Source organism: Mycobacterium sp., assembly GCF_050700595.1.
In the GTDB taxonomy this organism is placed as follows: Bacteria; Actinomycetota; Actinomycetes; order Mycobacteriales; family Mycobacteriaceae; genus Mycobacterium.
In genome coordinates this window covers 1-14,552 of sequence record NZ_JBOHHI010000172.1, presented here as the reverse complement: position 1 = coordinate 14,552, position 14,552 = coordinate 1, and the positions used below count along the sequence as shown (strand labels likewise).

The 14,552-nt window shown below is 65.3% G+C and carries 13 protein-coding genes and 1 pseudogene; 7 read left to right on the top strand and 7 right to left on the bottom strand.

The genetic code is table 11. The annotated features are described in order from the left end of the window. Positions 1-122: 122 nt before the first annotated feature. From ACRDTL_RS15835 to ACRDTL_RS15815, 5 genes are read right to left on the bottom strand one after another with little or no spacing between them, the layout of a single operon-like run. Entirely contained in the window at positions 123-1,556 is a 1,434-nt protein-coding gene (locus ACRDTL_RS15835; RefSeq protein ID WP_431507657.1) for a wax ester/triacylglycerol synthase domain-containing protein, read from the bottom strand. Next, complete coding sequence (locus ACRDTL_RS15830; protein WP_431507656.1) at positions 1,553-2,995, bottom strand: HAD-IB family hydrolase; 1,443 nt, start codon at positions 2,993-2,995, stop codon at positions 1,553-1,555. The genes ACRDTL_RS15835 and ACRDTL_RS15830 overlap by 4 nt, the downstream gene beginning before the upstream one ends. Then, on the bottom strand, positions 2,992-4,806 hold the full coding sequence (locus ACRDTL_RS15825; protein WP_431507655.1) for a lysophospholipid acyltransferase: 1,815 nt from the start codon (positions 4,804-4,806) through the stop codon (positions 2,992-2,994). The genes ACRDTL_RS15830 and ACRDTL_RS15825 overlap by 4 nt, the downstream gene beginning before the upstream one ends. Then, positions 4,803-6,629: a fatty acid--CoA ligase FadD11 gene (fadD11, locus tag ACRDTL_RS15820; RefSeq protein WP_431507654.1), complete on the bottom strand. Its 1,827-nt coding sequence runs from the start codon at positions 6,627-6,629 to the stop codon at positions 4,803-4,805. The genes ACRDTL_RS15825 and fadD11 overlap by 4 nt, the downstream gene beginning before the upstream one ends. A gap of 20 nt (positions 6,630-6,649) precedes the next feature. Continuing rightward, positions 6,650-7,435 carry an enoyl-CoA hydratase/isomerase family protein gene (locus ACRDTL_RS15815; protein WP_431507653.1) on the bottom strand — a complete coding sequence of 262 codons (786 nt, stop codon included), beginning with the start codon at positions 7,433-7,435 and terminating at the stop codon, positions 6,650-6,652. A gap of 100 nt (positions 7,436-7,535) precedes the next feature. On the opposite strand from ACRDTL_RS15815, the gene ACRDTL_RS15810 reads away from it, so the two are divergent. The 5 genes and pseudogenes from ACRDTL_RS15810 (at position 7,536) to ACRDTL_RS15790 (ending at position 10,873) form a co-directional block, all read left to right on the top strand. Then, a complete protein-coding gene (locus ACRDTL_RS15810) occupies positions 7,536-8,369 on the top strand; it encodes a class I SAM-dependent methyltransferase (protein ID WP_431507652.1) in 834 nt (277 codons plus the stop codon). Between the two features lie 18 nt (positions 8,370-8,387). Next, positions 8,388-9,641, top strand: a complete 1,254-nt coding sequence (locus ACRDTL_RS15805; RefSeq protein WP_431507651.1) for an amidohydrolase family protein — start codon at positions 8,388-8,390, stop codon at positions 9,639-9,641. Between the two features lie 53 nt (positions 9,642-9,694). Next, the gene (locus ACRDTL_RS15800; protein ID WP_431507650.1) at positions 9,695-9,937 is read left to right on the top strand and encodes a type II toxin-antitoxin system Phd/YefM family antitoxin; all 243 of its coding nucleotides are present in this window, start codon (positions 9,695-9,697) and stop codon (positions 9,935-9,937) included. Continuing rightward, a pseudogene (locus tag ACRDTL_RS15795) lies at positions 9,934-10,257 on the top strand (PIN domain-containing protein); the annotation flags it as partial. The gene ACRDTL_RS15800 and the pseudogene ACRDTL_RS15795, both read left to right, overlap by 4 nt. Positions 10,258-10,375: 118 nt before the next feature. After that, complete coding sequence (locus ACRDTL_RS15790) at positions 10,376-10,873, top strand: hypothetical protein (protein ID WP_431507649.1); 498 nt, start codon at positions 10,376-10,378, stop codon at positions 10,871-10,873. Here the strand turns inward: ACRDTL_RS15790 and ACRDTL_RS15785 are convergent. Beyond that, positions 10,870-11,337, bottom strand: a complete 468-nt coding sequence (locus tag ACRDTL_RS15785) for an Hsp20/alpha crystallin family protein (RefSeq protein WP_431507648.1) — start codon at positions 11,335-11,337, stop codon at positions 10,870-10,872. The genes ACRDTL_RS15790 and ACRDTL_RS15785 overlap by 4 nt on opposite strands. A 529-nt stretch (positions 11,338-11,866) precedes the next feature. On the opposite strand from ACRDTL_RS15785, the gene ACRDTL_RS15780 reads away from it, so the two are divergent. Continuing rightward, entirely contained in the window at positions 11,867-12,241 is a 375-nt protein-coding gene (locus tag ACRDTL_RS15780; protein WP_431507647.1) for a hypothetical protein, read from the top strand. 520 nt (positions 12,242-12,761) lie between these two features. On the opposite strand, the gene ACRDTL_RS15775 is transcribed toward ACRDTL_RS15780, so the two are convergent. Continuing rightward, positions 12,762-13,520: a TetR/AcrR family transcriptional regulator gene (locus ACRDTL_RS15775; RefSeq protein WP_431507646.1), complete on the bottom strand. Its 759-nt coding sequence runs from the start codon at positions 13,518-13,520 to the stop codon at positions 12,762-12,764. Positions 13,521-13,731: 211 nt separating this feature from the next. On the opposite strand from ACRDTL_RS15775, the gene ACRDTL_RS15770 reads away from it, so the two are divergent. After that, entirely contained in the window at positions 13,732-14,253 is a 522-nt protein-coding gene (locus ACRDTL_RS15770) for a DUF5994 family protein (protein ID WP_431507645.1), read from the top strand. Positions 14,254-14,552: the final 299 nt, after the last annotated feature.

The window sequence follows — 14,552 nt, the reverse complement described above, 5'->3', positions numbered from 1 at the left end:
CCCACAAAGGAAAAGCTGGTACAAGCCAGCAGATCACGCACGCCCCATTACATCCACGCCCGACCGCACCCCACCGAAATCCGCAAGCGAACGCCGGAAATTACCCATCCACGGATTGAGGCTTAGCTCACTGCCGTTGTCTCGGCCAGGCCGGCGCGGAAGCAATCCATCAGCACGTCGACGTCGGCGACGGCCGCGCCGTCGATATTGAGTCCGAAACAGCACGTTCCGGCGTGCGAGACCATTGCTGCCATCACGGCAACACCCGGCAATGGCCCGAACGGATAGACGCGCTCGACCTTCGCCCCGGCCAGGTAGGTCTGATACGGCAGGCCCGGCACGTTGGACGCGGACAGGTCGGCCGCCGCGCCCAGCCTCGCGAACATCGCGCCGACGGTCGACGGCAGCCGGTTCACCAGCGGAGCAACCAGCGAGAAGGTGTCCAGCGCGGGCTCGGTGCGCAACGAAAGCACCGTGCCGCGGATCGCCGCGATGCGCTCCTGCGGGTCGGCGATGCCGATCGGCGCCGCGAACAGCGCACCGGCCCACTTGTTGCCGCCCATCGGGTCGTCGGTCTTGCGCAGCGACACCGGCATCGCCATCGGCAGTCGCTCGAGCTCGACGCCGTGGCGCTCGTGGTAGATCCGCAACCCACCCAGCAGCGCTGCCACAAACGCGTCGTTCACCGATCCGCCAGCGGTCTTGCCAACCGACTTCAGTTGCGCCAGTGGGCATTCCAATACGCCGTAGCGCCACATCCGTCCGGTCCGCGCCTTCAGTAGCGGCGACGGGGTGGCCGGCGGCGGCGACAGCACCCGGCGTAGCGACCCGATATACCGCAGTGTTTCCCCGACCGCGTCAGCTGGGCGTAGCAGCAGCCCCAGACTCGACCGGGCCACGGCTGCCGCAACACGCGGAGATCCAAGCAGCCGTTCACCAGCCTCGTTGACAGCCAGCCGGATCGCATCGGTGCCGCTGTCGCCGTTGGCATCCGGTTTTGGGCGCGGCTTGTCCGGGGTGTGCTCCCGGGTACGGCTCTGCAGCGACGAGAGCAGTTCGATTCCGCCCATGCCGTCGGTGAGCGAATGGTGCATTTTGAGCAGGTACGCGGCGCGGCCGTCGGCAAGGCCCTCGACGAGCTGGGCCTCCCACAGGGGGCGGTGCCGATCCAGCGGCGCCATCCCGAACGCTGCCGCGTGGTCCAGCAGCGAGCGCATCGACCCGTCGCCCGGTAGCCGCGCCCGCTGCAGGTGATAGCCGAGTTCGAAGTGGTCGTCGAGCACCCAGGCGGGCGGTCCGACCGGCACAGCGGGTTCGAGCACACGTTGACGGGTGCGGGCGACCAGCGCAGTACCCCACTCGTGCGCGGCCACCAGCCGGTCCCAGTCCGGGGTGGTGTCCAACACCATCACCGAGAGGATGGTCGACGACTGCTGCGGGTGACGCTCGGAACGCCACATCAGCGCCTCGAATTCGGTCATCCGCGGGCTGCGTCCCCATCCGGATGCCTTGGACCATGCCGCGAGGTTCGCCTCCGCGACGGTCTGATCGGTCATGACACCTCCTTGTAAGTGGGCCAGTCGTCGAGCGTGTCGACAAACAACTGACGGACCTCGGCAACCCGGGCGTCCAGGCCGTCGACGGTCCAGTCGTCGGTCGGAATCGGTTCCAGTACAGCGACGTCCACGGTGCCGGGGTTGATGACCAGCGAGCGACGCCACATCAGTTCACCGGCGTTGCGCATGACGATGGGCACGATCGGGACCCCGGCCTGCATCGCCAGGTGGAATCCGCCCTTCTTGAACCGCTGAATCGTCGGCGTCGGCGTGCGGGTGCCCTCCGGCATGATCGCCACCGACGTGCCCGAGCGGATCCGCTCGACCAAGGCATTGACGTCGCGGCGGGCGGACTCGGGATCGGACCGGTCGATGAACGCCAGATCCATCAGTGCCCCGCCGATGATCATCCGCGGGTCGTAGCGGGCCTCCTTCTTGGCGACCCCGGTCAGGTCGCGGCGCACCAGGGAGCCGATGATGAGCACATCCAGCGAACTTTGATGGTTGCCGATGAACACCGCCGGCCTGAAAGCCCAAAGATTGGATTCGCCAACGACATTCAGCCGCACACCGGCCAATGCCAGCGCACCGTTACAGGCCAGCGGTATCGCTGCGTTCAGACCGAGCTCGGGATCGCGGCGCAGCGCTCCGATCGCGAACCCGAGGCCCATCCCGGTGTTGAACGCGGTCATCGCCGCCGCGGTACCCAATAGTGCCCGCAGCCCCGGTTTGCGCGGCTCACGCAAGGTGACGACGGGCCAGCCCTGCGCCGCTGCGGCCGCCGCCAGCCCCGGGTGCGGGTTGAGCGCGCTCGGATTGCCGACCGAGGCCAGAAACGCGACGTCCTCGGCGCCGTTGGCATAGGCATAGCTGGCGCGACGGTCAATACCGTTGACGCGCATGAATTCTCGTACCGCGGCGGCCTTAGACTCACCCCACAGCATCGGCCCGGCGAGCCGGCCGGTGAGCATTCCGCCTTCGACTGCGACCTGCGTACACAGGATGTGCTCGATACCGAGGTCCCGGGCCACGGGCTCGATTTGATACTTGGTTGCCGACGACGCGACCGCCACCGTGTGGCCCATCCGGCGATGCGCCCGCACCAGGTCTCGGGCCTCGGCGCGCATCGTGCCGGACACCTTCTGCACGAAAAGCCGCTCCCCCAATTCGGTCAACATGTCCTCGGTGCGACCGCGTAACCCCATAAAGGCGGCGTCGGCAAATTTCGTCGGGTCACCGCCAAGGCTGGTGTCCAAGGCCGACAGCAGGATTCGCAGAAACTCACCGGACGACGCCTGACGGCTGCGGATCCGATCGGAGTAGAACGCCGCAGCCGTATAGCCCTGCACCAGGGTGCCGTCGAGGTCGAAGAACGCGCCGATCTGTGGTCCCTTCGGCCCTTGCCGTACCTTGTCGATCGCCTGGGCCGCGCTGATCATCGCGCTCTGGCCAGTTCCGCGATTTCGTTGACTCGCCGTGTCGCTGTGGCGATCTCGTCGGCGAACTGCTGTCGGCGTTTGCACAGATCTCCACTGTCGTGCCCGTCGAACAACTCACGATGCTCGGCGAGCCGCAATGCCGTCTTGAACAGCTCCATCGACCGCGATTCGGCGTTGGCGATTCGACGCTGCAGCTCCCACTGCCGGCCGACCTGCAGACACTCGGCGAGAAAGGCCTTCTTTTCGAACGGCTCGTCCTCGTAGGCCGCCAGCCGGTCGGCGACGATGTGGTAGGCGTCCAGGAACGGCCGTAACACCAGATGCGCCAACAACACGTCGGCCGACTCCAGCCGTCGCCGCGCATCGGCCGGCCCGCAGACCTCGGCGGTGTCGGACACGCCGCAGATCAGCCGCAGTTCGTCGGTCAGGTCGCGCTCGAAGTCGGCACGCGCGGAGAACAGGAACTCGAACTTGAGCAGCTCGCGCAGCCGCAGCGCCTCGTCGAGCACCGTCGCCAGGAAATCGACGCCGTCCACCGGGTTACTTGAGGCCGCCAGCAATGCCGTCTCGGCGATGGCGCGGTCGACCAGGATGTGGATTGCCGTGTTGCGGTAGAACGCCGCGACCAGATGTTGGTGTTCGCCGATACCCCACACCGCTTCGGTGCCGGTGTCGTAGACGCTCACCACACCGGAGGCGACGAGTTGGTGCAGAGTCCAGCGGATGGTGGACCGATTCGTCAGATCGGCGGCACCGGCGACCGTCCAGTTCCCGGCGCTGATGTAGCTGGCCAGCGGCTGCACCGTCGCCAGCACCTCGGCGATGGACAGTGAGCGGTCCGCGCCCAGCAGCGCGAGACTCACCACCGCAGTGGGCGTGACGGGTGTGGCCCGGTTGATCCGGTGCTCGACGTCCAGCGCGATGCGCTCAATCTCGTTGCCGGAGGCCGATTCTTGGGCCCGCAACTCCTCCAGACGCTTGCGCAGCGGCAGCGGTTCGCCGAAGTCCAGGTAGGCACGGCCAAGCCGCTGACCCTGTTGGCGGGCGAGCCGGATCAAGAACCGCAGGTCTTCGGGCCGTTTCACGGCGCCGTATGCCTCGGTGGTCATGGCGGCCACCTCGTGCAGCTGGTCGTACACGATGGAGACGGGCACCAGATACACTTCGGGACCGTCGATTTCGTCGACGGCGTCGGTGATGTAGCGCAGGATCCCGTACACCGGTGGCCGCAGCTTGCCCGTCCGGGTTCTGCCCCCTTCGATCGACCAGGTGAGGTTCGTGTGATTCTGCACCAGTTGCGCGGTGTAGGCGCGCAGCGCGAACCGGTAGACCGGAAGGTCGCGGGTCTGGCGGCGGATGAAAATCGCCCCGACGCGCTTGGCCCAGTTGCCGAACGGGAAGAAGTTCATGTTCGCCCCGCCGTAGGTCAGTGCCGGCGACAGCCGGTTCGCGACGATCACCTCGGGCAACAGCATGCCGTCCAGGTAGGACCGGTGCGAAAAGGCGAACGCCAGGGCCGCCTTGCGATCCAGCTTGCGCAGCTGCGCGATCTGGTCCTCGTCGACCAGCACGTCATATGCCCGCATCAACCAGCGACTGAAGCCACGCCACGCCTCGGCAGCCCGCTCGTCCCGCGATGCCGCCATCTCGCGCATGTAACCCGCGGCCTCGGCGCGCACTTCGGCCGGATCGCGACCGAGGTCGGCCGCCAACTTGCTCAGCCGCTCCGCATACCACCGGGTGCCGAGCAACTGCGCCACCGCGTCGGGCGTCTTTCGCAGCCCGACCCTGTCGAGCAGATGCGCGCTCATGCCGGTTGTGCTGAATGCACGGTCGTGGGTTCGTGCACCTCCGGACCCGGCTCGCTCGCGTAGAGCTCTTCGATTTCGGCGGCGTACTTCGCGGCGATGGGTCGCCGCTTGAGCTTCATCGTGAGCGTCACCTCGTCACCACCGGGCTCCCACAACGTCGCCAACACGCGGAAGCGCTTGATCTGCTCCACCCGAGACAATTTGGTGTTGCCTTCGGCCACGCCGGCAGCGATTCGCCCGATCACCTCCGGATTGGCCGCCAGAGCCGCCGCCGAGGCGTCGTCCAGCCCATGCTGGGCTGCGTACGGGCCGACCGAGTCGGCGTCGAAGACCATCAGCGCGGTGTTGTAGGGCCGCCCGTCGCCGATCGTGACCATCGCCCCGACCATCGGGCACGCGGCCAGGATGGCATTTTCGATGTTTGCCGGTGACATGTTCTTTCCGGCCGCGTTGATGATCAACTCCTTCTTTCGGTCGACCACCCGCAGATAGCCATCGGAATCCTCGTCGAGGATGTCACCGGTGTGCAACCACCCGTCGGCGTCGAGCGCTTCGGCCGTCTTCGCCGGCTCCTTGCGATAGCCCTTCATCACCAGCGGTCCGCGGACCAGGTACTCACCGTCGTCGGCGACCTTGGACTCCAGCCCGGGCAACAGCTTGCCAACGGACCCCAGCCGGGCGTCGCGGGGATGGCTCAGGGTGGCAATGCAACTCAACTCGGACATGCCCCAAAGCTCCCCGATCGGGATGCCGATTGCGATGAAGAATGCCAGCGTCTCCTTCGGGATCGGCGCCGCACCGGATACCGCCCACCGCAGCTCACCGAAGCCGAGCCGCTCTCGCAGTTTGGACAGCACCAGCTCGTCGGCCTTGGCCCACTCGGCCGTCACCTCGTCCGATTCGGGTTCACCGGCAACCAGCGCGGCGGCGCGCCTGGCGGCAACCGAGAGACCCCACTGCAGTGCCTGTCGTTTGACTTCATCCGGTTCGTGCACGGCAGTGAATTCGATTGCGGCCTTGAGCTTTTCCCATACCCGCGGCACCGCACCCCAGATGGTGGGCCGCGTATCGGGCAGCGCAGCCGCGATCGCTCGGCCGTCGGCGACGACGGTGACCTGGGTGCCGAACACCTCCTGGGTGTAGAGGCCGGTCATCCGGTCGGCAATGTGCGCCGACGGCAGGAACGAGGTGATCCGGTCACCGAATTCGATGCCCAGTACCGCTTCCACGGTGAACGCCTCGAACAACAGGTTCGCGTGTGTCGTCTCCACGCCTTTGGGCTTGCCGGTCGTACCCGATGTGTAGATGAGGGTGGCGACGTCGTCGGGTTGCACTGCCCGCCAGGTCGATTCGAAGTAGAAGTCGTCGCCGCCGGCGGCATAGAGGTCATCGAGCGTCAGCGTGCCATCGGGTGAGCCGTCGATGCAGACGAGGTGGTCGAGGGCCGCTCCGCTGGCGCGGATCCGGTCGACGTACTGTTCCTCGCAGATCATCACCTTTGTGCCCGCGTTGTCGAGCAGGTAAGTGATTTCCTCGGCGGGCAGGGTGTTGTATACCGAAAACGAGGTGGCGCCGGCGTGCTGTGCGCCGACATCCAGCGGGTAGAACTCGATCCGGTTGGCCATCATCAGCGAGACCGTGTCGCCGCGCCGCACCCCGAGCCCGGCCAGGCCGGCCGCGACTTGACGCACCTGGTCCGAGTAGTCGCGCCAGGTCAACGTCTGCGCGTCGCCCGGTGTCCGAAGCGCGACGGCGTCGGGGTCGACCGCCGCGGTGCGCTGGAATGCCTCACATAGGGTGATCGGACGCTCGGGTGTAGTCATGTCGGTTCCTCCTCGGATGTTCAACGGCGACGGACCCGGTTCAGGTAGGCCGCGGCGGCTTCGCGTGACTCGGGGTCGTGCAGTGCGGTAACGAGGGCGTCCGCATCGCTCCAACTTCGCGCGGTTGCCACCATCCCCTCGGTCACAGCGTTGGTGTGGCGCTTTGTCGAGCTGAGCGTGAGCGCCGACTTGGCGAGCAGCTGTTGCACCAGCTGTTCGACCTCGTCATCGAGGTCGGCCTCCGGCACCACCCGGTTGAGGAAGCCGGCCGCCTTCGCCTCATCGGCCCCGAACGGCCGGCAGGTCATCACCAGCTCCTTGGTGAGCGCCGGCCCGATCTCACGCACCAGCCGGGGGATGCCGCCCCACGCAAGCGGGATGCCCAGATCGACTTCGGGAATGGAAAAGCGGGCCGTCGCGGCGGCGACCCGCAGGTCGCACGCGGCGGCGAGCACCAGCGCGCCGCCAACGCAGTGGCCGTGCAGGCGGGCAACCGTCACGGCACGCATCGCTTCGACGGCGTCGGCCATCCGCCGCCCGGCGTCGGCGGCCTCCCGTCGCGCACCCGCACCCTCGGCGGGTCCGGCGAATGCGGCCAGATCGGCGCCCGCCGAGAACGCCCGACCATTGCCGCCGACGACGACAACCTTGACCTCGGGCCGAGCGTCGAACCAGCGGGCAGCGTCGACCAGTTCGTTCAGTGTCCGGGTGCTCAGCGGATTGAGCTTCTCCGGCCGGTTCAACGTAATCGAGCCGCGGTTCCCGTCAGCCACGACCTCGACGGTCGTCGCGTCGCTGGTTTCCATAGATTCCGACGGTAGAACGCCGGGAAGAGCGCGGTGCCGAAACCGAGGATCACGTATCCACACGTCCAGCCCAATCGCTTTCGCGGGGTACCTTGCCGGTATGGGAGTTGCGACCGCGGAGTTCACCCCCGTCGAACAGACCGCCTTTCTCACCGAATACGCCCGTGCACTCGACAGCCGTTCGCCGAAGCCGATCCTCGCAGACTCCCTGGCCGACGAGATCGTGGGCAAGATCGACTACGACTTCGTCGGCCTCGGTGTGCCATCGAGCGTGGTGTGCCAGTCGGCGCTGCGGGCCAAGATGCTCGACGACCGGGTGCGGGATTTCAGCACCCGACATCCCAACGCCGTCGTCGTCGATCTTGGTGCAGGCCTCGACACCGGCATGCTGCGGGTCATGCCGCCGGCCACTGTGGATTGGTACAGCGTCGACTTGCCACGCGTCATCGCGCTACGTGACGATCTGGTGCCCGCCGCTGAGCGCGCCCATTCCGTGGCGGCGTCGTTGGCCGACGACCAATGGACGGACCCGATTCCGTCCGACCGCCCCACCATGCTGATCGCCGACGGCCTGTTTGCGTTTCTGCCCGAGTCGGTGATAGTCAGGCTGTTCCGCCATATCACCGACCATTTCGGTTCCGGCGAATTGGCCTTCAACGACTACGGGCGGATCGGCTGGTTCAGCAAGTTGGCGGTCAAGCTCGCGCCGCAGAAGATGTTCAGCGCGGTCGGCAGCCAGTGGAGCTACCCCGGATTCAAAGACGCGCACCATCCCGAGACCTGGAACCCGCGGCTAACTCTGGTCGAGGAGGCCAGTCTGGCGCACGCTCGCGAAGTCGACCTGTTCCCGGGCTGGCTGCGGATTGCCACCCGGTTGTCCGGGCGGTTCAAGGCCCCGGCCCGCAAGGCGCGGATCTTGCGCTACCGCTTCTAAGCCCGAGAGGTGACGACCATGCCCGCGACACTCATCACCGGCGCGAAAGTCTGGGACGGCATTTCGGATTCCGCGCCGCCGCGCCAAGTACTCGTCGTCGACGGCCTGATTCAGCGGATCGGCGACGCGATCGAACCGCCCGCCGATGCGGCTGTGGTGGACCTATCCGGGCACACGCTGACACCGGGATTCATCGACTGCCATACCCATGTCACGGTGATACCGCCGCTCAGTCCCGCGCTGGCCGCCGATTCGAGCACGGCGAAGGCGTTGAAGTCACTGCCGGTGCTGCGGAGCCTGCTGCGCAACGGGTTCACCACGATTCGCGACCTGGGCTGCGGCGACGTCGACTACCCCACGATCGATCTGCGCGACGCGGTGTCCGCCGGCATCGTCGAGGGACCGCGGATGCTGGTGGCGCCGCACATGATTTCTGCACGCGGTGGCCACGGCGACTTCAGCGCGATGGCGGCCGACCAGTATCAGGGCTGCTCGCGGCGGCTGGAATTGGCGGCGGCCGATGGTGGCGACGAGATCCGCACCCGGGTCAGGCAAGAGACCCGCGCCGGGGCCGACTGGATCAAGTTCGCCGCGACCGGCGGCTTCGCCTCGCCGTCGGACGATCCCGGGCATGCCACCTACAGCCAGGAGGAGATGGACATCCTGGTCGCCACGGCCGCCGATCTGGATGTCCCGGCCACCCCGCACAGCTACGGCGACGAAGGCATCCGGCGGGCGGTGCGGGCCGGGGTTCGCAGTATCGAGCACGGCAACCTCGCCTCGGCCGAGGTCTTGCGGATGATGGAAGACGCCGGGGTGTTTATGGTGCCGACCCAGTACGCGATCCTATCCGGCGCCCGGCGGGGCGACGACGACCCGATGTGGGCCGTTGTGCCCGAGTACGCGGCTCGCAAAGCGCGAAAATACCGGGGCGCGTTGTTGGAGGCCGCCGAGCGGTTGGCCGCCAGCAACGTGCGCATCGCGTTTGGCACCGACGCCGGCATGTTCCCGCATCACGAGAATTGGCAAGAGTTTCCGATGATGGTGTCGACCGGCATCTCTCCGCTGCGTGCGCTGCGGGCGGCCACCAGTGTCGCCGCCGAACTGTTGCGGCTCGACGACCTGGGCGTGATCGCCGGGGGCAAGATCGCCGATCTGATCGCGATGCCCGGTGATCCGCTCACCGATATCGAGGTCACCGGCCGAGTCGATTTCGTCATGAAAGACGGTGTCATCTACAAACGTCCTGTTCACACGGGCGGGGCAGCGTGAATGCGATGTCGACCTCCGGGGCGGGCGAGGCAGCTTGTGCTACGCTGTCGCACATGAAGGTCGGCGTGCGGGACCTGCGGAATCGCACCAGTGAAGTAGTCGATGCGGTCAAAGCCGGGGAGCAGGTGACGCTCACGGTGCATGGCGAGCCGGTCGCCGACATCGTCCCGTACCGGCGCCACGCTCGTTGGCTGTCGGGCGAATACCTTCGGGATGAACTCGTCGAACATGCGGCAGATGCGCGCCTATCCAACGAACTCGACGACCTTGCCGGCCAAACCCTCGATAATCTGTGACCGAGCGGGTCGGCGAAGTTGGGCTACTGGACACGTCGGTCTTCATCGCTCGAGAAAGTGGCCGTGCCGTCGCGAAACTGCCTAACCGTGTGGCACTTTCGATCATCACGATCGGCGAACTGCAACTCGGCGTGCTCAATGCGGGCGACTCGGTGACCCGATCACGACGCGCGGAGACCCTGGCGCTGGCACGCGTGGCAGATCCCATCCCGGTTGGCGAAGCAGTGATGGTTTCGTGGGCTCGACTCGTCGCGGACTGCCGAACGGCAGGCGTGCATCGGGCCGTGAAGCTGACCGACTCGCTCATTGCGGCAACCGCGATCGAGCACGGCCTTCCCGTCGTCACGCAAGACACCGACTTCGACCAAATCGCGCGCGCTTGCCCTGCCCTATCCGTGATCAAGGTTTAGATAGTGCCGCTCTACCGTTGCCGACAAGATGACCGACGTACTTGATCTAACAGACTCCCACGTGCGTCTGGCGGAAGCCAAGAACCAGCACGCCAAATTGATTGGCGTCTTGACAGAATGGATGGAGAGCGGCGGTGTCAGTATCCGCGCCATACGAAATGCGCAGTTTGTGTGCTACCGCTGGGAAGTTGCAGTCAGCGCAGAACCGGCGAAGAACTTCACTGGCGAGATAATCAACAACATACGAGCAGCCCTTCAATACGTCGCTTTCCAGATCTATCTGGTCGCCAGGGGCACTCCTGAAGGCAAGGAAGCCGACAAGGTCGCGTTCCCGATACTGAATACGCCGAACGCCTGGGACTCGGTTGTCACGAAAAAGGTGCCCGGTGTATGGCCGGAGGCAGATGGCCTCGGTGAAGCGCTCCGGGCGCTGTCGGCTGGCGCACTCGATGCGAAATGGGCTCCTTCACCTGCCAAGGCCCGGCGGCATGATCCGCCTGAACCTCGTCAGGTGAAGAGGGGCTAGGTCGTGGTGTGCTGGTCGGATGAGTCGCTGGGCTCGATGACCTTTGTTTCCTCACGTACCCCGGGGGTGATCTCGATGCGGCGCGGCTTGGCCCTTGCCGCCACGGGGAGGGTGACGGTCAGCACCCCATTCTGATATGTCGCGACGATGTGGTCGACGTCGATGTCCTCGCCGAGCAACACGCGACGCATGTAACCGCCGGTGAAGCGCTCGGAGCTCAGCCACTGCACGTCGAGTTCAGTGCGTTCGCTGCGTTGTGCCTTCACAGCGAGGACGCCGCCATCAACGCTGACGTCCACCGAATCGGGGTCCACGCCCGGGAGGTCGGCGTGAAGCACGTAGTGATCACCGGAGCGGTAGAGGTCCATCGGCATGGCCAATGGGACTCGGGCGGATCCGGGCGATGTACCGAGCAGCTGCGCGGCGAGTCTGTCGATGTCACGGAATGGATCGGGATGAAGCACAGTAACCACCTCCTAGGGTGTTGGTTGTCGGCCCGCGACCACTGACCGAGCCAGGGATCAGAAGACCTAGGCCCGGCCAGCAGCACGCTGACCCCAACAGCACCACCGCGCGAAACGCGATCCCGAAAAAGAACGGTTTGCCACGAATGACAATCATTCGGCGCGTGGTTTCTGCTGCTAGACCTCCAGTAAACGCCTTACTCGAGCTACTGTCAACATCGTTGGCCGACGTCGTTGACGGCTGATATAGTTCGACGGAAATGTTGGCCCTTGGAGGCACCAACACATCTCAAACCATACTTGCGTCTACGTCGTAGGCTAACAACGTTGACAGGCTCCCTTCTAACAGCCTTTAATGGAGACCAAACGGAAACCAGCCTTCGGCCCAGTTCACAGGGAATTTGCCGCCAGGATCAGTGTGTTTCCTCTGTCCCCGGGAAATCGGGTTCGACCACTGCATGACGACACGCTTCGGGACAATCCCGACTGCCCGCGTGCTCACACCATCAGTCAAAGGAGAACGACCATCATGAAATCTGGCAATAAGCAACGAAATGCCTCCGGCGAGCACGTGCTACATGTGGGTGTGGGTTTCAAAGAGAAGGAGCGCCCGCACGTATTGGAGACGTTGTCGACCCTCGGGCCCCACCTGCTGGGACGATGGGATCCGCGAGATATTGATGTGGAAGCCTCGTTGCAGGACCGCGGCGGCAAGGAGCAGCGCGTCACTTTGCGCACGAGCCTGCCCGGCCGTGCGCCGCTAGTGGCGGTCGCTGAGAACCCGGACATCACCCGCGCTCTCTGCGATGTAAAGCGCGAGCTGATCCGGCAGCTTGAACACCAGAAGTCGGCGCACGACCCCATGAGCAACCGCCGCCGCAGCAGCGCCACGATCCGCCATTAGGTCAGCTCCACGCTGTTCCAGATCGCACGATTCGCAATGTAAGACACACAACAACCAGCAACTCGCTTCTGCGAGCAGACAGAGAGACGGTCATGACGCATATCATCGAAGCGCGAGTTATCGGCAACCATGCCGCCATGGGCAGACCAACGCCAGCAGCTACCGACAGGCCGTACTTGACCGTCCACGAAGTACTCCGCGCGGGTATAAACCGCGCCGCGGGACGACAAAGGCATCGCTGCGGCACAGTCCACGCGGGATTCCAAAGGTGGGGCAACCGAAGCCGGGAAGTAGCGCCGCGAAATGTGTGCGCGGCCTCTGGTGTTGAGGGTTCGCTAGCGACCGCGCACGATCGCGTGCCAGGTGGGCCGCCTAACGCGTGATGTCGCCCCCCATAGCGGTCAGGGTCATCCGCGCTCGTCTTATCGAGCGGGCCCGGTATCAGCCCGATGCCGTCTCGGGTGTTAAGTATGGCCATCGGGATCACGAGCCGCCGCAAGGCGAAGCCGCAAGTGTCTTCTTACGTGGACCGGGGTGAGGCGTCGGGGTGGGTTCGGTTTGCGGTTAGGCCGGTGAGCAGGAGGTCGAGGCCGCGGTCGAGTTCGCCCTCGCCGTCGTAGGAGGCGAGGGCGGGTGCGAGCGCACGCAGGTGGGGGAATTCGGTGATCGGCAGCCGGTGCAGGCCGAGGCGCAGTACGTCGTCGGTTTCCTCGGGTCGTTCGACCACCTCCTGCAGTTCGTTGAGGATGTGGCCATGCAAGAAGCCGAATAGCAGCCGGTACATGTGCAGCGCGTCGATTCCGGTGAATCCGGCGGAGGTGAGCAGCGTCAGGACGTCTTCTAGAGGGCGCAACATTCCCGGCGGTCGTTGGCCCAGCGGGGTGGCCAGGGGCCGAGTGACCAACAGCGGTACGACGTTGGGGTGTGTTATGGCCAGCCCGCGGAAGTCATGGGCGACGCTGCGTAATTGGGCGGCCCAGTCCGGGTCGGCGGTGTTCACGATTAGCTGCTCCAGCACGATCTCGACGACGCCGTCGAGCACTGCAGCCTTGTTGGGTAGGTGCCGGTAGAGCACCGTCGGATCCCGGCCTACCGCGTCGCTGAGTCGGCGCATGGATAATCCGTCCACGCCATCGCGGTCGATGACGCCTAGCGCGGTCTGCAGGATCAGCGAGCGGCTGATAGGCCCGTTGTGTTCGCCGGCGGCCCCGCCGGACGAGTGATCACCGTCAGCGCCCGCACCGGGCCCGGTAGGCCCGCTGGTCGGGAGTTTCGTCATTGCAGCCGCACTTCCCCCTATCGCCTCTGTCTCGTACTGTAGCCACACTGTACGTCTACAGTGTTGACGCGCGCTACGACACCCTGTGTACTGGAGATCTATTATCAGAACTGGAAGCGTCGATCTGCTTGTCATCGTGGAATTGATGAGGTTGTGTCGTCGGCGATTCGATTGATTTCGGCCGGTTCGCGGCCAAGATAGGAGCGTCGCCATGACGCTACAACAAGCCCGACCCCAGGTCGGTCGACACCTTACGCCACCGGATTACACGCCGCGGTTGCGCTTGAAGCCCAAGGCACCCCAAACCGGGTATGTCGATGGGGCTTGGTGGCCGCACAGTGATGACCTCACGAAAGAGCTGCCCGACCTGCTTGCGGTGCTGTCGGTTCGGCTCGGCGCCGTCGATCGCGTGCTTTACAACCTCAGCGAATGGGCAAAAGCGCCCGCTAAACTCGCGACCGGCGGGCGCAACGTACGACTCGATGGATACCGACTACAGCCGATAAACACCCTCGAAGTCCTCGGACTCAACCGCAACAAGGTCCTGCTGCTGGTAGTCCCGCCCTACAGCGACCCGGACCACGCGCATACCACCATGATGACCGCGGCGGCCCCGAACAACGACTCGACCGTCGAGGGACTACTCATGACCAGCGTGCGAGATAGGAGTGCCCGCACACAAAAAGACACCAGGGAAGAGCGGTGGGAGTCAGAAGGCGAAGTCGAAGGATAGTCGCCGACGCCGACGACCCGTGAGCAACGCTAATCGGCAACCGCGAGATGGCGGTGAGCCACAATCGGGTTCGCCCGGACGGAGTACGCACTGGTCCGTTTAACAACTTCCGCCTGTATCGCCAGCACCCGCTTCTTGTGGCACAACCAGACCAGCCCAGTGCGCTCGTCGCGGCTTAGCCTCGATCCACCGATGAGCTGAGGTCCGGCTGTAGTGGTCGGTTGTGATGGTACGTGTCGGTGTGTGGGCATAAAGTATCTGCTGGTCTGCCCAGCTTTTCCTGTGCGCTCCGGTCGGGC